This is a genomic window from Rhizobium sp. BK176 (assembly GCF_024808055.1).
In genome coordinates this window covers 24,691-44,030 of the sequence record NZ_JANUBV010000028.1, presented here as the reverse complement: position 1 = coordinate 44,030, position 19,340 = coordinate 24,691, and the positions used below count along the sequence as shown (strand labels likewise).

Annotated in this window: 8 protein-coding genes; 6 read left to right on the top strand and 2 right to left on the bottom strand. The window is 59.9% G+C overall.

The genetic code is table 11. The features are described 5' to 3' along the window. Window positions 1–823 precede the first annotated feature (823 nt). The gene (locus tag FHT76_RS36855; RefSeq protein WP_259186544.1) at window positions 824–1,291 is read left to right on the top strand and encodes a hypothetical protein; all 468 of its coding nucleotides are present in this window, start codon (window positions 824–826) and stop codon (window positions 1,289–1,291) included. Between the two features lie 292 nt (window positions 1,292–1,583). Here the strand turns inward: FHT76_RS36855 and FHT76_RS36850 are convergent, their stop codons facing one another. Next, window positions 1,584–3,263 (bottom strand): response regulator, encoded by a 1,680-nt coding sequence (locus FHT76_RS36850; RefSeq protein ID WP_183757967.1) that lies wholly within the window; start codon window positions 3,261–3,263, stop codon window positions 1,584–1,586. A gap of 10 nt (window positions 3,264–3,273) precedes the next feature. Further along, window positions 3,274–9,573, bottom strand: a complete 6,300-nt coding sequence (locus FHT76_RS36845) for a HAMP domain-containing protein (protein ID WP_259186543.1) — start codon at window positions 9,571–9,573, stop codon at window positions 3,274–3,276. Between the two features lie 577 nt (window positions 9,574–10,150). Here FHT76_RS36845 and FHT76_RS36840 point away from each other — a divergent pair. The 5 genes from FHT76_RS36840 to FHT76_RS36820 all read left to right on the top strand — a co-directional run bounded on the left by FHT76_RS36840 (window position 10,151) and on the right by FHT76_RS36820 (window position 19,339). After that, on the top strand, window positions 10,151–13,252 hold the full coding sequence (locus FHT76_RS36840; protein WP_259186542.1) for a PAS domain S-box protein: 3,102 nt from the start codon (window positions 10,151–10,153) through the stop codon (window positions 13,250–13,252). A 200-nt stretch (window positions 13,253–13,452) separates the two neighbouring features. After that, complete coding sequence (locus FHT76_RS36835) at window positions 13,453–13,746, top strand: hypothetical protein (protein ID WP_183757973.1); 294 nt, start codon at window positions 13,453–13,455, stop codon at window positions 13,744–13,746. 762 nt (window positions 13,747–14,508) lie between these two features. Next, complete coding sequence (locus tag FHT76_RS36830; RefSeq protein WP_259186541.1) at window positions 14,509–17,943, top strand: response regulator; 3,435 nt, start codon at window positions 14,509–14,511, stop codon at window positions 17,941–17,943. Then, on the top strand, window positions 17,928–18,773 hold the full coding sequence (locus FHT76_RS36825; RefSeq protein WP_183757978.1) for a protein-glutamate O-methyltransferase CheR: 846 nt from the start codon (window positions 17,928–17,930) through the stop codon (window positions 18,771–18,773). Before FHT76_RS36830 ends, FHT76_RS36825 begins: the two co-directional genes overlap by 16 nt. Then, a complete protein-coding gene (locus FHT76_RS36820; RefSeq protein WP_183757980.1) occupies window positions 18,773–19,339 on the top strand; it encodes a chemotaxis protein CheB in 567 nt (188 codons plus the stop codon). Before FHT76_RS36825 ends, FHT76_RS36820 begins: the two co-directional genes overlap by 1 nt. Window position 19,340: the final 1 nt, after the last annotated feature.

Genomic DNA, 19,340 nt, shown 5'->3' with positions numbered 1-19,340 from the left:
GAAACACGCCGGCAGCTTGCGAGCTTTCCACTCCAGCAGGCACCTTTCCCAACTGCCTAGCGACGCGCCGCGACGTTTGTCTTGGCGGATGGCTGGATCTTCCGCACGCATAAGCGTGTATCATGAAACAAATCCAGGTAGCCCGAGGCAAATGACGGGCAAGTCGATGAGGCTGTGCGAGCAGGTCCGCCCCCTGGACTGCAGTTTACGGTCTCATCTGCGTCGACGAGGGAGTGGAGGCGCTATGGTTCGTTGTCTGTGGCGTTTCGATCACCGCGTCTCTAACCTTCGTCCAGGCAAAAGCGACAACTGCCAGTATCAACACGATCGTGACAAAAATCCAAACACCTCCCCGACGATAACTTCGGGGTGTGGTGCGCAAGTCCAATTTACTGCTGTCCGAGTCGCCTGACATTGTCGTTCCTTTGAACTCTTGTCGGATAACATGTCGAACGAAATCTGGTTCCGATGGTCAGACTTCAGTCTGATGCGCCACACACCAGCCTCCATTACCGATAACCCCGGCTCAGACCTCAGCGCTGGTGCCCTCAGCCTTCGAACAGGCGGCTACCCCCGGACACCACCTCTACGATATTCGAAGGAGCGATGCCGGAAACATAAGGACCCCCTAAACAACCCTTGAAGGGGCGTTAATTCGTCCACTACGCTTTGAGCTTGATCGTCTATCGACCTGAGGATCGGCTCATCACGCCGCAGTCTATTTGTGGGGCGTCAACGGAAAATAATGAATTGATGTCTAATATGCGGGGCATGGATCGAGTTGGGGAGCATCGCAACTCGCTTCGAGCGCGCCTGCAAGGCAATGAACAGCAATAAACATCAATACGCAGGGGCGATGATGGGGATAGTCGATAAGCTTTTCAGGCGCAGTGGTAAAAATGGCCCGACAGATGGATCAGGGCGAACTCTCTCTTCCAGCCCCCGCAAAGCAACCCATAGCTCGGGACAATCAACCACAGCCGTGGAGCCGAGAGCCCAAACGCGCAGCGGGCACTGGATTGGCCAAATCACCGAGACTGAGCGCCTCTATAGCGAACTACAGGCGACGCTTTTGAAGCCTGATCTGACAGTTGCTGAACTGCAAGCGATTGAACGGAAAGTAGCGGTCCAGGTTAAAGCCACCTCTTCCCAGCTCGCGGAATATCATCAGCACGGCATCGGAAAAAATGCGATCGATACTGCCGAGCGCCTTGTCCCTCTCTTCGACGTGCTCTCTATAGACGTCGCCAAGCGGATCGAGAGGGCCAAAACCGCGTCCGAACCGCAATAACGGTCCACCAAAGAATAAAAGCCCCCGACGCAGGCGGATCTCGGTACCGGTGTGCCAACTCGGTTTTGATTTGAAGCACAGAGCGCAATTCATATCCCTGCTATCTGATGGGGGTTTTTAAAGCCAAATGAAGGCCCTGGCGGTGCCGGGCGATTACCACCACATCGCCAGCGCCACGATAAGCAGGAAAATGATCGCCATGATCAGGATCAGCAGCTTCGGCCGCAACATATGTCTCTCCCTGATCGTTTCAACCTGACCATACGACCGGAGGAGAACGTCCGCCTGAGATTCACGCCGCTGCCACCCTTTCCAGCCGCACCCGTTCGATCGCGTCACGAAGCTGTTCCTGGGTGAAGGGCTTTGTCATCCTCAACATACCGACATAGGCTGGATCATCAGGGAGGTCTGCATAGCCCGAGGCAAGAATGACCGGCAAACCGGGGTGGGACGCGAAGATCTGCCGCGCCAGATCCGCACCTGTCATTGCGGGCATGGCATGATCGGTGACAACGAGGTCCACGCGGGAGGAGGCAGCCAGCAGATCCAGCGCCTGGTAGGCCGATGCGGCTTCCAAGGCAGTATGACCGAGATCTTCAAGCATCGCGACGGTTCCTAACCGGACAAGCGCGTCATCATCGACGACGAGGACGCTCAGCGATGCAGGTACATCCGAGGCGCTTGCCATGGCACGCTGCTCCGTCGCAGACATCGGCTCCTCCGCGGTGTCAGCGACAGGCAACCAGAGCGATACGGTCGTGCCTTGGCCTGCGATGCTTGATACCTGCAGAACGCCTCCAGATTGCGCTGCTAGCCCATGGACCATTGAAAGCCCAAGACCCGTCCCCTTTCCTACCCCCTTGGTCGTGAAGAACGGTTCAGTGGCGCGCGACAAGGTCGCCTCATCCATTCCCTCGCCGTCGTCGGAGACCGATATCCTGATATAGCGGCCCTCCTTCAGCGACGTCGGACGATCCTCGCCATCCATTGACTGGGCCGTCACCGTCACGGTTCCGCCCTGCCCCAGTGCGTCCCGCGCGTTGACGAACAGATTGAGCAGAGCCAGTTCAAGCTGGTTGCCATCGACCAGTATTGGCGGCAGCTCCTTGGGGATCCGCCGCGCAATCGCGATCTGGGGGCCGACAGCCTTGCTCAGCAGGTCTTCGACGCTGTCGAACAGCCGCTCGAAGTTGACGGCCTGGGGCTTCAGATCCTGACGGCGGGCGAACGCAAGAAGTCGCTGCGTCAGCGCCGAGCCACGCTCTGCGGCCTGCATCGCATTTCCAATCAGGCGCTCGCTCTTTTCATCGGACGGCAGTCGCTTTTTCAAAAGGTTGAGGCTTCCTGATATCGCCATCAGGAGATTGTTGAAATCGTGGGCGACACCGCCGGTCAGTTGGCCGATCGTATCGAGCTTCTGGGCTTCGAAGAGCTGCGCCAGCGCATCCTCGCGTTCGCGCGTCTTCTGGTCGATGCGCCGCTCGAGATCCTCGTTCAGCTGGCGCAGCTCCGTCGAGGATGCTTCAAGCTCCGCCGTGCGCTGTTGCACCCGCGCCTCAAGATCGGCATTCAGACGTTCCAGTTCGCGGGTCTTCCGGAAAAGATCGGCAAACACCCGCACCTTGGCGCGCAGCACCTCGGGAACGATCGGGACGGAGACGTAATCGACTGCTCCGGCCTCGTAACCCCGCAGACGGTCCGGCTCAGCCATCATCACGGCAGAGACGAAGATGATCGCGGTATTCTGATAGCGGGGGTGCTCCCTGATCATGCTCACCAGCTCGAAGCCGTCCTGCTCAGGCATGCAGACGTCAACCAGGATCACTGCGATCTCGTTGCGCAGCAGACACTCGAGAGCCTCCCGGCCCGACTGGGCCTTCATGAGGTTTTCGCCGAGGTCCTGGAGGATCACCTCATAGCTAAGGAGTTTTGCGGGCTGGTCATCGACGAGAAGGATATTGACTGGGCTCATGACACTATCCTCAGCGATGCAGCCACATGCGCAGCGCCGACAGCAGCTGCTCGGTGTTGACAGGCTTTGCCAGATAGTCCGACGCTCCCGCTTCCAGACATTTCTCGCGGTCTCCTTTCATCGCCTTTGCTGTCAGTGCCAGGATCGGCAGGCGCCGGAAGCTCGGGTCCGAACGGATAACCTGCATTGTCTCGTAGCCATCCATCCCAGGCATCATGATATCCATCAGCACGATCGCGACATCAGGCTCCCTCTGGATGACCTCGATCGCCTCGCTGCCCGTGGTCGCCGTCAGAACCTTCATGCCGCGACGTTCCAGCACGCTGCTCAGTGCAAAGATGTTGCGCGCATCATCGTCGACAAGCAGGACGGTCTCGCCAATCAGATCCTCGTCGGAACTGTGCAGTTCCTCGAGCATCGCCTGTTTTTCCCGGGGCATGTCGGCGACGACACGATGCAGGAAGAGTGCTGTCTCATCGAGCAGGCGTTCGGGCGATTCAACCCCCTTCACAACCACGCTGCGGGCCATGCTATGAAGCCGCGCATCCTCTTCCGGGGAGAGTTCCCGGCCGGTGAAGACCACAACCGGAATCTCGCCGATCTCGGCATCATCGCGCATCTTCTCGAGGACCTCGAAGCCCGACATGTCTGGTAGCGACAGATCAAGCACAACGCAGTCGGCTGCGTCATCCTTCAGGGCAGCGAGAGCATCCCGTCCGGTGCCGACGCTTGCAATGTCGATATCGTCATGTTCGAGCAGCGCCGTGACGCTGATACGCTCGGCTTCGTTATCCTCCACCAGCAGCAGCCGCTTGCGCCTCGGCTGCGCAAAGGTTTTCAGCTGCGACAGGGCCTTCCCCAACCCTTCCGGCGTGGTGGGCTTGCTCATGAAGGCGTAGGCACCGCGGGTCAGACCATGCTGCCGGTCTTCGTCGAGGCTGATGATCTGGACCGGGATGTGCCGCGTCTTTGAATTCTGCTTTAGCTGGCTCAACACCGTCCAGCCCAGCATGTCGGGAAGGAAGATGTCGAGCGAGATCGCGGCCGGCTGATACTCCTGCGCCAGGGCAAGTGCGTCACTGCCGCGCGTCGCCAACAGAACCTTGAAGCCGTTGTCACGGGCAAGATCGACCAGGACGCGCGCATAGTGGGCGTCATCCTCGACGACAAGCAGAACCGTGTCGGCAGAGGTGATGGTCTGCCGGTCGTCTTCGACATGGTCGCCGGCCCTGTCAGCACGTCGGCCCGCCATGGCCTCCGACAGCTGCACGACATTGCTTGACGTGGAAGCCGCTTTCGGCGTCGCAATGCCCGCCCCGACAAAGGTCAGAGGCAGATAAAGAATGAAAGTGCTTCCAACACCAGGCTGGCTGCGAAGCTGGATCTCACCGCCAAGCAGGTTCGCAAGTTCACGGCTGATGGCAAGGCCAAGGCCCGTGCCGCCATATTGCCGGCTGGTCGAGGCATCCGCCTGCTGGAACGCCTCGAAGATGATGCGCTGCTTTTCAGGAAGAATGCCGATCCCCGTGTCTGTTACCTCGAAGGCGATGACAGAAGGCGCATGCTTCAATGAGGGATGATCCGGCGACCAGCCGCCCCGCGCCGCTGCAACCCGCAGCGTCACACCGCCCTGGGCCGTGAACTTGAAGGCGTTCGACAACAGGTTCTTGAGGATCTGCTGGAGGCGCTTCGAGTCGGTGATGATGCTTCTTGCGACATCCGTCCCAATATCGACCGAGAAGGACAGTCCGCGATTGTCGGCCTCATGCCGGAAGGGTCTGGCCATCACGTCAAGCAGGTTGCTGATGAAAATCTCTTCCGCGTCGACAGAGACGGTGCCGGATTCGATCTTGGAGAGATCAAGGATGTCGCTGATCAGGTTGAGGAGATCGGTGCCCGCCCCATGGATCGTCCTGGCGAACTCCACCTGCTTTGCCGAGAGATTGCCATCCGGGTTTTCCCCGAGTTGCTGGCCGAGGATGAGGATCGAATTCAACGGCGTGCGCAGTTCGTGCGACATGTTCGCCAGGAATTCCGACTTGTACTTCGAGGTCAGCGCCAGTTCGGCCGCCTTTTCCTCCAGCGCATGACGAGCCTGCTCGATCTCCTGGTTCTTGCCCTCGACCTCGACGTTGCGCTCTTCGAGCTGCTGAGCCTTCTGTTCCAGCTGTTCGTTGGTTTGCTGCAGCTCGCGCTGCTGGGTCTGAAGTTCTGCGGCGAGCTGCTGCGACTGCTTGAGCAGGCCTTCCGTCTGCATCGTCGCTTCGATCGAATTCAGCACGATGCCGATGGAGGTGGTCAGCTGGTCGAGGAAGGAAAGCTGCAGCGCCGTGAAACTCCCCGCCGAGGCAAGCTCGATGACCGCCTTGACCTGCCCTTCGAACTGAACCGGCAGGACGATCGCACTTCTCGGCAGGACCGAGAACACACCGGAACTGATCGGAACGACATTACCGGGAAGATCGGTGACCAGGATACGTCTGGCATCGCTCGCGCACTGACCCACCAGCCCCTGGCCAAATTCGAGCCGCGCCGGATGCGCAGCCTCGATGCCCTCCGCATAGACCGACAGCAGCGAGAGAACAGGCTGCTGCCCATCATCGACCTGGTAGATGACGCCCTGATGCGCGCCGACGAGAGGCGCCAGTTCCGAGAGCAGCATCTTGCCGACCAGCGTCAGGTCGCGCTGGCCCTGCAGCATGTTCGTAAAGCGCGCCAGGTTCGTCTTCAGCCAGTCCTGCTCGGTATTGCGCTCGGTCGTCAGGCGCAGGTTGTCGATCATGGTGTTGATGTTGTCCTTGAGCTCCGCCACTTCGCCGCGGGCCTCGACCTGGATCGATCGGGTGAGATCGCCCTTGGTGACGGCGGTCGCGACCTCGGCAATCGCGCGCACCTGCGTCGTCAGGTTGGCAGCGAGCAGGTTGACGTTGCCAGTCAGGTCCTTCCAGGTACCGGCAGTGCCAGGGACATTTGCCTGACCGCCAAGCCGACCCTCGACGCCGACTTCTCTGGCCACCGTCGTGACCTGGTCGGCGAAGGTGGCAAGCGTATTGGTCATGTTGTTGATGGTCTCGGCGAGCGCTGCCACTTCGCCTTTCGAGGCAACCGTCAGATTCTGCTTCAGGTCGCCATTGGCAACCGCCGTGACCACCTTGACGATACCGCGAACCTGCTCGGTCAGATTGAGCGCCATGACGTTGACGGTATCGGTCAGGTCCTTCCAGGTGCCAGCCACACCGGGCACCTGCGCCTGGCCACCGAGCTTGCCTTCGGTCCCCACTTCTCGGGCAACGCGGGTCACCTCGCCTGCAAAAGCATTGAGCTGATCCACCATCGTGTTGATGGTGTTCTTCAGCTCGAGGATTTCGCCCTTTACGTCGACGGTGATCTTGCGCGACAGGTCGCCGCGCGCGACAGCTGTCGTCACTTCGGCGATGTTGCGGACCTGTGTCGTCAGGTTGGCCGCGAGAAGGTTGACGTTGTCGGTCAGGTCCTTCCAGGTGCCGGCAACACCTGGAACCACCGCCTGGCCACCCAGCCGTCCATCGGTGCCGACCTCGCGCGCAACGCGCGTTACTTCGCCGGCAAAAGACCGCAGCTGGTCCACCATGGTGTTGAGGGTGTCCTTGAGCAGCAGGATTTCGCCGCGCACATCGACGGTGATCTTGCGCGAAAGGTCGCCATTGGCGATGGCGGTTGCCACCTCCGCGATGTTTCTGACCTGGGCCGTCAGATTTCCGGCCATCGAGTTCACGCTGTCCGTCAGGTCCTTCCAGGTGCCGGCGACACCTGAAACCTGCGCCTGGCCGCCGAGCTTGCCTTCGGTACCAACTTCACGTGCAACACGCGTGACTTCGCCCGCAAAGGCATTGAGCTGGTCGACCATCGTGTTGATAGTGTTCTTGAGCTCGAGGATTTCGCCCTTCACGTCGACGGTGATCTTGCGTGACAGGTCGCCCCTTGCCACAGCCGTGGTGACTTCGGCGATATTGCGCACCTGGCCCGTGAGATTGGAGGCCATGGAATTGACGTTCTCTGTCAGGTCCTTCCAGGTGCCGGCAACGCCCGGCACCTGCGCCTGGCCGCCGAGCTTGCCCTCGGTGCCGACTTCACGCGCGACACGCGTCACCTCCGAGGCAAACCGGTTCAGCTGGTCCACCATGGTGTTCAGGGTTTCCTTGAGCTCCAGGATTTCGCCTGAAACGGAAACCGTGATCTTCTTCGACAGGTCGCCATTGGCAATCGCCGTCGAGACTTCGGCGATGTTGCGCACCTGCGCCGTCAGATTGCCCGCCATCGAGTTCACACTGTCGGTCAGGTCCTTCCAGGTGCCGGCAACGCCAAGCACGTTTGCCTGGCCTCCCAGCCTTCCCTCGGTGCCCACTTCGCGGGCGACGCGGGTTACTTCGCCGGCAAAGCCGTTGAGCTGGTCCACCATCGTGTTGATGGTCTCCTTCAGCTCCAGGATTTCGCCGGACACTGTGACCGTGATCTTCTTCGATAGGTCGCCTTGCGCGACCGCGGTCGCGACCTCGGCGATGTTACGGACCTGCGCAGTCAGGTTCGAGGCCATCGAGTTGACGCTATCGGTCAAATCCTTCCAGGTCCCGGCAACGCCGCGGACATTGGCCTGGCCCCCGAGCTGGCCTTCCGTGCCGACCTCGCGCGCAACGCGCGTCACCTCGGAGGCAAAGGCGTTCAGCTGATCGACCATCGTGTTGATTGTCTCCTTCAGCTCAAGGATTTCGCCTTTCACGTCGACGGTGATCTTCTTCGACAGGTCGCCATTGGCGATTGCGGTCGAGACCTCGGCGATATTGCGCATCTGGGCAGTCAGGTTGCCGGCCATCGAGTTGACGTTTTCGGTAAGATCCTTCCAGGTTCCGGCAACCCCGCGGACGTTTGCCTGTCCGCCGAGCCTGCCCTCCGTGCCGACCTCGCGCGCAACGCGCGTCACCTCAGAAGCAAAAGCGTTCAGCTGGTCCACCATCGTGTTGATGGTTTCCTTCAGCTCCAGGATTTCGCCTGACACCGTGACCGTGATCTTCTTCGACAAGTCGCCGCTGGCAATCGCGGTCGAGACGTCAGCGATGTTGCGCACCTGCGCGGTCAGGTTCGACGCCATCGAGTTGACATTGTCGGTGAGGTCCTTCCAGGTCCCGGCAACACCAGGGACCTGCGCCTGGCCGCCAAGTCGACCTTCGGTACCGACTTCGCGCGCGACACGCGTCACTTCGCCGGCAAAACCGTTCAGCTGATCGACCATCGTGTTGATGGTTTCCTTCAGCTCCAGGATTTCGCCGGAAACGTCGACGGTGATCTTGCGTGAAAGGTCACCGCGCGCCACTGCTGTTGTCACCTGCGCGATATTGCGGACCTGGGCCGTCAGGTTGCCGCACATGGCATTGACCGAGTCCGTCAGATCCTTCCAGGTGCCTGCGACACCCGGCACCAGCGCCTGGCCGCCGAGCTTGCCTTCCGTCCCGACCTCGCGGGCAACGCGGGTCACCTCCGATGCGAAGGAGCGCAGCTGGTCTACCATCGTGTTGATGGCCTCCTTGAGCTGCAGGATCTCGCCCCGCACGTCGACGGTGATCTTCTTGGAAAGGTCGCCATTGGCAACCGCGATCGTGACCTCGGCGATGTTTCGAACCTGGGCCGTAAGGTTCGACGCCATCGAGTTGACGCTTTCCGTCAGGTCCTTCCACACGCCGGTCACTTCGGGGACCTGAGCCTGGCCGCCGAGCTTACCGTCCGTGCCGACTTCACGGGCAACGCGGGTCACCTCGGAGGTGAAAACGCCGAGTTGCTTGATCATCGTGTTGACAATATCCGCCGAGCGCAGGAACTCGCCCTGCAGCTGCCGGCCATCGACGTCGAGAGGCACTGTCTGCAAGAGGTCGCCCTTGGCGACGGCTGTAATCGTCCGGGTAACCGCCGTCGTCGGCCAGACAAGATCGTCGATGAGGTGGTTGATCGACCGCTCCATGTCAGACCATGAGCCATCAGAAAGGCCGAAGCGGACCCGGGTGCTCGTGCGACCCTCGCGGCCTACGACCTGACCGACATGCTCGAGCTGATGGGCCATCCGCTGGTTGGCGGCAATGATATCGTTGAGGGCATCGGCGACCTTGCCGGTGACGCCGGTCAGGTCGGATCGCATCCTGACCGAAAAGTCGCCTCGTCTTACTGCCGTAAGTGTCTCTAGAAGTGCACTTGCGTCACTGAGAGCGATGGCGGCTGGTTCGGGGTCGGGGAGCCTGTACCCTCCCGTACTGTCACGCTGCACCTCACCACCTTGACTTCCCATGAGATTCCCTCCACCGATCGCTTGGATCTAGTGCTCCTGAGAAAGATTGGTATGGGCAGTTTGGTTGGCCGATCAAGCAGGGTCCCACCCTTTGTTCGATAGCAGACATATCCTTGTTTGACGCGACCGGCCGCACCGGTGCGCAGCGAGTAGTGCTGCGTTCGCATTGGCGTTGGTGGTAGAAATCGCTCCATTGACGATACGACGGTCGCTCACCCGCGGCACGCCGCGGGATTTGTTGGGCAGCACTCCGGTTTGCAAGCTTGAATCACAGCTTGGCAGCCAGGCTCAACTGATCGCTATGCACCTGAAGGCGGACCCGCTATACTGACCTTGAGTTTTGTCGTTCATGACCTACAGCAGACGTGCGCGGTGGGCGGGGTTTCCTTCAGCCTGCGCACGAACCGGTGCGTCCCGGGCAGGGTACACACGCGAATTGTGCATGCGAAAGAGCATCAGCAATTTTACATGTATCTCAAGTTAGGATGGGCGAACCGCCCGAGATATAAGTTACTGCTCGGGGACGCGGTCCCAGTGTTAGGTGATTGAAGTGCGAGCCGAGCAAGGGAAGCAGTCGGTGAAGCGGCGCACCACAGCTAGTGGCCGCAAGCTCAAACCTAACCTGCGTTCCATGCTTTTGGCGGAGGAGTTGCGGCGGCGTCCGTCGCGTCCGGCCGACTACGGCGCAGAGAACCAGGCACTGATCGCCTTGGCGCAGGAATTAGCACGCTCGCCCGAAGGCATCTTGCAGAAGCTCGTCGATTCCGCGTTAGGTCTGTGTCGCGCGCACTCTGCCGGGCTCAGCCTCCTGGAGGAAGGGGACGGGAAGAGTAATTTTCATTGGCGCGCCATCGCCGGGCAGTGGGCCAGTCACGTAAACGGCGGAACACCGCGCAACTTTGGTCCTTGCGGCACGGTCCTGGACCAAGGCGTCGCCATGATCTGCTCACATCCCGAAGTCGATTTCCCCTACTGGGAGCCCATCAGGCCCGTTCTTGAGGAAGCGCTCCTGATTCCCTTCTTCATCAAGGATGAAGCAGTCGGCACAATCTGGATCGTCGCGCATGACACCAGTCGCCGCTTCGATGCGGAAGACTTGCGCGTGATGACCAACCTGGGCGTTTTCGCGGCGACCGCCTATCAGACTTTGCTCACCCTGAACGCGGCGCAGCGAGTCGCTTCCATCGTCCAGTCCAGTCACGACGCAATCGTTGGCAAAGACCTGAATGGCATGATCACCAGTTGGAACGGGGGCGCGGAGCGAATCTTCGGCTACATGGCCGAGGAAGTCATCGGCCAGCCGATTATGATTCTGATTCCCCCGGATCGCCACAACGAAGAAACCGCAATTCTTGATCGCGTCCGCAGAGGCGAACGCATTGGTTCCTACGAAACCGTTCGCAGGCGTAAAGACGGAAGTCCGGTTGATGTTTCACTCACAGTGTCGCCCTTGATGGATACGGCGGACAGGGTCATCGGCGCGTCAAAAATCGCGCGAGACATCACCGAGCGACTGTATGCAGAACGGGCGCTGCGCGAGAGCGAGGCCCAACTCGCACAAGAGCACGAAGTCGCCCGTCAGCTCCAGCAGGTCAGCCTGGAGCTGCTCTCCAACCGCCCTGAGCTTCTCTACGAGCGGATTCTCGATGCGGCCATCGTGGTGATGCGCTCACAGGCCGCGAGCATGCAGATATTTGAGCCTGATACGGGGATTTTGAAACTGCTGGCCGGGCGAGGCTTTCATCCGGACGCGGCCACGTTCTGGGATCGCGTCGACTGCAACACGGCGAGCACGTGCGGCGAGGCGCTGAAGACAGGACGGCGCGTGCTCGTCAGCGACACCGAGACCTGCGCCTTCATGGCGGGGACCGAGGGCCTGGAGGCCTACCGCCTCTCCAACCTGCGCGCAGTCCAGTCGACGCCGCTGCGGTCTCGCAACGGCCGCACGCTCGGCATGGTCTCGACCCATTGGCGGGAGCCGCACGAGCCCAGCAATAGTGATTTCAGCCGCTTCGATGTGCTGGCCCGGGAAGCGGCCGACCTGCTCGAGCGAGCGCAAACCGAAGCGTCCTTGCGCCAAAGCGAGGCGAGGCTGCAGGCGGCGGTCGATCTCGTGAAGCTTGGCCGCTATGAATGGAATCCCCAAACCAATGAATTGCAGTGGGACGACACCCTGAGGGCAATGTGGGGCCTGGCTGCAGGCGCGCCTGTCGATTACGAGGTGTGGAGGGCCGGCATTCATCCAGGCGATCAGGCGCGGGTCGAGGCTGCGATCGAGCGGTGCGTCGACCCGCGGGGCGATGGAGTCTATGAAGTCGAATATAGGGTAATAGGAAAAGCCGACGGCGTGGAACGTTGGATCGCGACGCGTGGGCAGACCAGTTTCGAGAACAACACGCCGGTTTCGTTTTTCGGCATCGCTCTGGAGGTCACCGACCACAAGCTTGTTGAAGGAAGGCTCGAACGTCGCGTTGAAGAGCGGACGCGCGAACTGCAGGAAGCCAACCGGCAGCTGCGCTCTCAGATGGAGAAACGAGAGGTCGCCGAAGCCGAGGTCCAGCAGTTGCAGCGGCTCGATGCGATCGGGCAGATCACGTCAGGCGTGGCGCACGATTTCAACAACCTGCTCAGTGTCGTGCTCACCAATGCGAATCTGCTTTCCCGCACAGTGCAAGGACCTGACGATCAGGAAGGCGTCGAATTGATTCGGAACGCTGCTGAGCGCGGCGCGAAACTCATTGCGCAACTCCTCGCCTTTTCGCGGCAACAACAGCTTGAACCCCACAAGGTCGATCTCAACAGCAAGCTCGTCGGGATGGACAATCTGTTCAGGGTCATCTTGGGCGGCACGTTGCAATTCAAAACGAGATTTGCCCCGGATCTCTGGCCCGCCTTGGTCGATCCAAACCAGATCGAGATGATCGTCCTCAACCTCGCCATCAACGCCAGGGATGCGATGCAGCCGGGCGGCACTCTGACCGTCGAGACGTTCAACACCATGATCGAAAGCGCGCCCTCCCGGCCGGAACAGCCGTTGCCGGGAGACTACGTAGCGCTCGCCGTCAAGGATACCGGCATCGGCATCCCAGACGAGGTGCTGCCACATGTGTTCGAGCCCTTTTTTACGACGAAAGAAGCGGGAAAGGGTTCAGGCCTCGGATTAGCGCAAGTCTTCGGTTTTGCCAAACAATCCTGTGGCGGCGTGCGCATCGAGACAGGCCTCGGCCGAGGCACTGCGGTCACGATTTTCCTGCCGCGCGCTGCGGCCGACGTTTCTGATGACCAGGCGGACGTTGTTGATGCGAGCAACCGTGCGCAGACTTCCAAGAGGTTGCGTGTTTTGGTCGTGGACGATGACAAGGCTGTCCTCAAATCCACGGTCAGGATACTCGAGTTTCTCGGATATGCATCGGCGTCAGCGGAGAGCGGCAATGAAGCGCTCCGGCTGCTCGCAAGGAATCAAGAAATAGATGTCGTTCTCGCGGACTTCGCGATGCCGGAAATGAGCGGCGGTGAGCTTGCGAAAGCGATCCGCGCGATGCGGCCAACTTTGCCAGTCATCCTCATGACCGGCTATAGCGATCGAGGCCCCCTGAAGGAACTGAAGGACTGGCGAATAATCTTGAAACCCTTCACGGAAAACGACTTGGTTAACGCCATCGAAGCTGCATTAAAGTAGGTGAGCCTCCGATGTCAGTTGTTGGCCCATCGCGTCATTTCGGGCGTTAGAGCGACTCAGTCGCTCCCGGATTAACGCGGACGTTAGGCTGGGTCTGGTGAGTTCCGCGCGACAGGCACGCGACGTCAGTCACCGCTTCCGGACGATTTTCGGGAACAGCACCCCCCGGTGCAGAGTTTGTCTCCAAAGGAGAAACGCCCATGCGCCGGTTCCACCTCGCAGCCTATCTGATCTTGACCGCTGGTCTTGGCCTTTCCCTGAACGCTCATGCCCAGTCCCTGCCCGATGAGGCCGGGCCGATATTTGGCAGCCACAGTTCTATCCCTTCAGAGGAAGCCATCACCAATCCGGACGGCTTCGGTAGATCTGCCGACAGAAAAAACATCGACGCCTCGCAGACAGGTTCCACGAACCAGGAAGATTGCCACAGGCCCAAGGATATCAGGACGGACCGACCGACCCTTGGCAGGGGAAAGCTCGACTGCGTAAGATAGCTGTCGCCTAGGATCAGGTTGCAGCATGATGGGCAGCGTTCCGCGCTAAAGAGTCAAGGCCATGGCGACTCAGGTGTCATCGCCAAATTTTTGCGTGGACCTCCCCTCGATTGCGCTCCCTGACTTCCCAATCCAGATCGGTTTCAGGCGAGCCTGCAGGGGAAATCTCCGCCGCTCGGGCAGGGCTAACAAACCCGACTGAAAAAGGCCCGGCAGCGGGAGCAACCGGGCCTTCTGGCGTCCAAGAAGGATTGGAGCCAGCTTTGCACTGCGCCTGTCAGGACATTGCGAAGCAGAAACCGATAGGATTGTCGAAGGTTCCATAGGCCAAATGAAAAGCCCGGCGGATCTGAAGATCTTCGCCGGGCCTGTCGCGGACCTTCATAATGGGCGATGCAAGGTCCCCCAGCGTGTCGGCGGAGCGCTGCAAAGAGAAAACCAGCTAAATGCCGAAATGTTCCACAGAGGGGTCTTCGCTCTGCGAAGGTGAATCAGCTGACGAGGGAGGACATCAACCGACCATCGCCCGTCGGAGCCTGACGTCGTCGGCGCTCCGCCTATGGCGCTTGCGGGATGCCTGGCCCCATACATTGCATTGGAGTGACCGGATGCATTGGGCCCGGCAGTCGAAAACATGCGAAATCTCGCATTGACGTTTCGTGTCAGGGCATTATCTCGCGCCGACATTCCTCTTGATCCGACTGTGTGCTCGGCGCGCAAGCTGGGATATTCGGAACCGTCACACATTCGCGAGAGCAATTCATGTCGCATGCCGCAGTGTCCACCAACAGGCTCAAATCCAGCCTTGAGCCCGCCGTGGCGCTCGCCTTGGCCACCGCAGTCGCCTTCTTCGTCATCAGCGGCGCGATCGGGACCTTCAATCTGCGGTCGCTACGCGAGAACAACGCGAGAATCGTGCATACGCACGAGGTCATCTTAGGCCTGAGCAAGGTGCTTTCCAGTATCCAGGATGCAGAAACCGGGCAGCGAGGCTTCGTCCTTACCGGCGATGAGCGGTATCTGGACCCCTACCAGGCGGCCCTGACCAGTATTCCGCAGCGGATTGCCGAGATCGCGGATCTCACGAAGGATAATCCCGAACAACAGCGCCGACTGCCTATGCTCCGACAGCACGTGGATGCGAAGCTCGCGGAACTCAAGGAAACGATCGACATGAGGCGCTCGCAGGGTCTGGAGCCGGCGCTTGCCCTTGTCAACTCCGACCGCGGCAAGATCGAAATGGATGCCGTGCGAGCTCAACTCGGCGCCATGACTGAGGAGGAGACTAACCTCCGTGCAGCACGGCTCGCCGAGATGGAAAGCGCCTACAATACGGCGCTGGTGACCAGCATGCTTGCAGCAGCCCTCGGCATCGTCCTGACCATTGCCATCGGCGTCATGGTCCGCCGGGCAACGATGGCGCGCCGACATGAGGAGTGGCTGAGGACGGGCCAGCTGGGTCTCGCCACCGCCATGATGGGCGACCAGCAGACCGATCAGCTCGGCAACAGCATTCTCGAGTTCATGGCGCGTTATGCGGGAGCTGTCGCCGGAGCAATCTTCGTCGGCGATCAGGATTGGTATCGACGGGCATCCACCTATGGCGTCCCCGCGGGTGTGTCCATCCCTGCACGGTTCAGCGGAAGAGAAGGATTGCTGGGCCAGGCAGCCGCCGAACGCAGGACACTTCTCGTCGATGACGTTCCCGACGGCTATCTGGCCTTTGGATCGGCACTCGGTCAGGACAAGCCACGGCATCTGGTGATTTCGCCGGCTGTTCTCGATGAGACCGTCAACTCTGTCATCGAACTCGGTTTCCTCCGCAAGGTCCCCGAACACGTCCTGTACTTTCTGGAGCATGCGTCATCCTCCATCGCAACCGCAATACGCTCGGCGAACTATCGCACTGAGCTCCAGAAACTGTTGGAGGAAACGCAGCGGCAATCGGAAGAGCTTCAGGTTCAGAGCGAGGAACTGCGCGTTTCCAATGAGGAACTCGAGGAACAGGGCCGCGCGCTCAAGGAATCGCAGGCCCGGCTGGAGCAGCAGCAGGTTGAACTGGAGCAAACCAACTCGCAGCTCGAGGAACAGGCGCGGCAACTGGAAATCCAGCGGGACAGCCTGGAGCAGGTCAATGCTTCGGTGGAACTGAAGGCCCGCGAGCTCGAACAGGCGAGCCGCTACAAGTCAGACTTCCTCGCGAACATGTCGCATGAACTCAGAACGCCGCTGAACTCCTCCCTGATCCTCGCCAAGCTGCTTGCCGACAATGCTGAGGAGAACCTGACGGAGGAGCAGGTCAAGTACGCCCAGACGATCCAATCCTCAGGCAACGACCTTCTCAACCTGATCAACGATATTCTAGACCTTTCGAAGATCGAAGCCGGGCATGTCGACATAAAGCCGGAGCCTCTTTCGATCGAGAGACTGACAAACAACCTTTCACATCTTTTCGATCCCGTTGCTCAAAGCAAGGAATTGGAGTTCCATGTCGACGTCACCGCAGACGCCCCGAGCGTCATCGAAACCGACCCGCAAAAGCTCGAGCAGGTTCTGAAAAACCTGCTATCCAACGCATTCAAGTTCACCGAGCGAGGAAGCGTGACGATCACGGTCAAGCCTGAAGCTCGCGGTCACGTCGCCTTCGCCGTCCGTGACACCGGCATCGGCGTCGCAGAAACACAGCAGAAAAGCATATTCGAGGCGTTTCACCAGGCCGATGGAACGATCAGCCGCAGATATGGCGGAACAGGTCTCGGGCTGTCGATTTCCCGGGAGCTTGTTCGCCTTCTCGGTGGCAGCATCCATCTCGCGAGCCGGGAGGGACAAGGGAGCACGTTTACAATCGTGCTGCCCCAGTCCTACGACCCCGCGAAGGTCGCGCCGCGCGATATTAGTTCTGCCGCGCCAATCGTCTCGGTTTCATCAGCGTCGGTCGACACCACAGCTATCCCGCAGCCGCCGCGTCGTCAAATCATCGAAGACGACCGCGCCGCACCCTTAGACGAACGACACCTTCTCCTTGTCATCGAAGACGATCACAGCTTTGCCGCTATCCTCAGGGACATTGCCCGGGAAATGGGTTTCCGTGTCGTGGTCGCCGGCACAGCGCAGGAGGCTCTTTCTCTCTCTAAACAGTACATGCCGAGCGCGATCGTCCTCGATGTCGGTTTGCCCGATCAATCGGGACTATCGGTGCTGGACAGGCTGAAGCGGGACGTGCGGACCCGTCATATCCCGATCCATATCGTATCGGCCAACGATAATGTGGAAACCGCGTTGTCGCTTGGCGCCGTTGGCTACATGCTCAAGCCGGTCAAGCGGGAGCAATTGATCGAGGTGCTCGCAAAGCTGGAGTCGAAGCTTTCTCAACGAATGCACCGCGTCCTGATTGTCGAAGACAACGAGGTCCAGCGGGAGGCCGTCGCGAAGCTCTTGACGTCGCATGACGTCGAAACGGTCAGCGCCGGGACGGCTGCCGAATGCCTGAAGCTCCTGAAGGAACAGACCTTCGACTGCATCGTGCTTGATCTGTCCTTGCCTGACGCATCCGGCTATTCGCTGCTGGAGACCATCAGCCAGGACGGCGACCACTCCTTCCCCCCTGTCATCGTCTATACCGGACGCGTCCTGTCTGCGGACGACGAGCAGAAACTAAGGCGTTACTCGAAATCGATCATCATCAAGGGGGCAAAGTCACCGGAACGCCTGCTGGACGAGGTGACCCTTTTCCTTCACCAGGTCGTCTCAGAACTCCCCGACGAGCAGCAGAAGATGATCCGCAAGGCCCGAAACCGGGACGCCCTCCTTGAGGGACGCCGCATCCTCGTCGTCGAGGATGACGTGCGCAACGTCTATGCGCTCACCAATATCCTCGAACCGAAAGGCGCGGTCATCCAGATTGCGCGCAACGGCCAGGAAGCACTCGATGCGCTTGCAAAGTCCGGGGATGACCCGGCGAAGGCTATCGATCTTGTTCTCATGGACGTGATGATGCCCGTCATGGATGGTCTGGCGGCGACCCGGGAGATCCGCAAGAACGCCGCCTGGAACAAGCTGCCGATCATAATGTTGACGGCAAAGGCCATGCCCGATGATCAGCAGCGGTGCATTGAGGCGGGTGCGAGCGACTACATGGCTAAGCCTCTCGACGTCGAAAAGCTCCTCTCACTCGTACGCGTATGGATGCCGCGGTGACCGAAATACATATCGGCAAGGTCGAGGATATCGAGATCCGGTTGCTGCTCGAAGCGCTATATGTCCGCTATCACTACGATTTCCGGAACTACGCCATGGCGTCGATCAAGCGCCGGCTGAAGCAGGCGCGCGAGCAGCTTGGCTTTTCGACCTACTCGGCACTGCAGGAAAACCTCCTGCACGACCCGTCAGCACTTCCGCGACTGCTCGATTACCTCACGGTCCAGGTCAGCGAGATGTTCAGGGATCCCGCCTACTTCAAGGCGATCAGGGAGCAGGTGATCCCGCATCTTCTTACCTATCCTTCCCTCAAGGTGTGGATCGCAGGCTGCAGCGGCGGCGAGGAACTCTATTCGATGGCGATCCTCTTTCGGGAAGAAGGTCTCGAAGAGCGTACGATATTCTACGCCACCGATATCAACCAGGATGCCCTGGCGATTGCGGAGCGCGGGATCTACGATCTCGACCGGATCCAGCTCTTTACCGAGAACCACCGAAAGTCCGGGGGCAAATCTTCCCTGTCGGAATATTATACAGCCGCTTATGGCCGGGCGACGTTCGACAAGACGTTGCGCCGCAACGTCGTCTTTTCCGATCACAGCCTGGTCACTGATGCAGTCTTCGGGGAGATGAACCTCGTTTCCTGCCGCAATGTGATGATCTATTTCGATCGGTCCCTCCAGGATCGGGCGATTGGCTTGTTCAAGGATTCCCTGCCGCGGAACGGCTTTCTGGGTCTTGGATCCAAGGAAAGCATCCGGTTCTCGTCGCATTCAAAGTCGTTCAAGGAGTTTGTGCGCGAGGAAAAGATCTATCAGAGGACGGACTGATGAGCGTTCGGCGCCATGAAGCAGTGGTTATCGGCGCGTCCGCAGGCGCGCTCGAAGCATTGTCGGTGATCCTGCCGGCACTACCAGACGGATTTCCGCTGCCGATCTTCGTTGTGGTGCATGTGCCTCCTGACAAGCGGAGCATTCTCGCCGAACTCTTCCGCACGAAATGTGCCATCGATGTCCGAGAGGTCGAAGACAAGGAAACGATCAAGGCCGGAACGGCATTCTTCGCACCACCCGACTATCACCTGCTCGTGGAATCGGTCGGCTCTCTGGCCTTGTCCAGCGATGATCCGATCATGTTCTCGCGCCCATCGATCGACGTGCTGTTCGAAACTGCCGCGGATGTCTACGGCTCGGGCCTGATAGCGATCGTCCTGACCGGTGCCAACCATGACGGTGCTGCGGGCCTGCGCGCAGTTGTCGACGCTGGTGGAACAGCCCTTGTCCAAAATCCTCACGGCGCTTTTGCTCCGGCGATGCCCGAAGCGGCAATCCGGGCATGCCCGGGCGCAAACATCATGTCGCTTGCGGCGATCACTGAATATCTGAAGAAGGTGTAAG

Excerpts from the sequence above, each read along its gene's own strand:
- FHT76_RS36820 (WP_183757980.1), top strand. The coding sequence starts at position 18,773 with ATGAGCGTTCGGCGCCATGAAGCAGTGGTTATCGGCGCGTCCGCAGGC.
- FHT76_RS36830 (WP_259186541.1), top strand. The coding sequence starts at position 14,509 with ATGTCGCATGCCGCAGTGTCCACCAACAGGCTCAAATCCAGCCTTGAG.
- FHT76_RS36825 (WP_183757978.1), top strand. The coding sequence starts at position 17,928 with ATGGATGCCGCGGTGACCGAAATACATATCGGCAAGGTCGAGGATATC.
- FHT76_RS36855 (WP_259186544.1), top strand. The coding sequence starts at position 824 with ATGAACAGCAATAAACATCAATACGCAGGGGCGATGATGGGGATAGTC.
- FHT76_RS36850 (WP_183757967.1), bottom strand. The coding sequence starts at position 3,263 with ATGAGCCCAGTCAATATCCTTCTCGTCGATGACCAGCCCGCAAAACTC.
- FHT76_RS36845 (WP_259186543.1), bottom strand. The coding sequence starts at position 9,573 with ATGGGAAGTCAAGGTGGTGAGGTGCAGCGTGACAGTACGGGAGGGTAC.
- FHT76_RS36835 (WP_183757973.1), top strand. The coding sequence starts at position 13,453 with ATGCGCCGGTTCCACCTCGCAGCCTATCTGATCTTGACCGCTGGTCTT.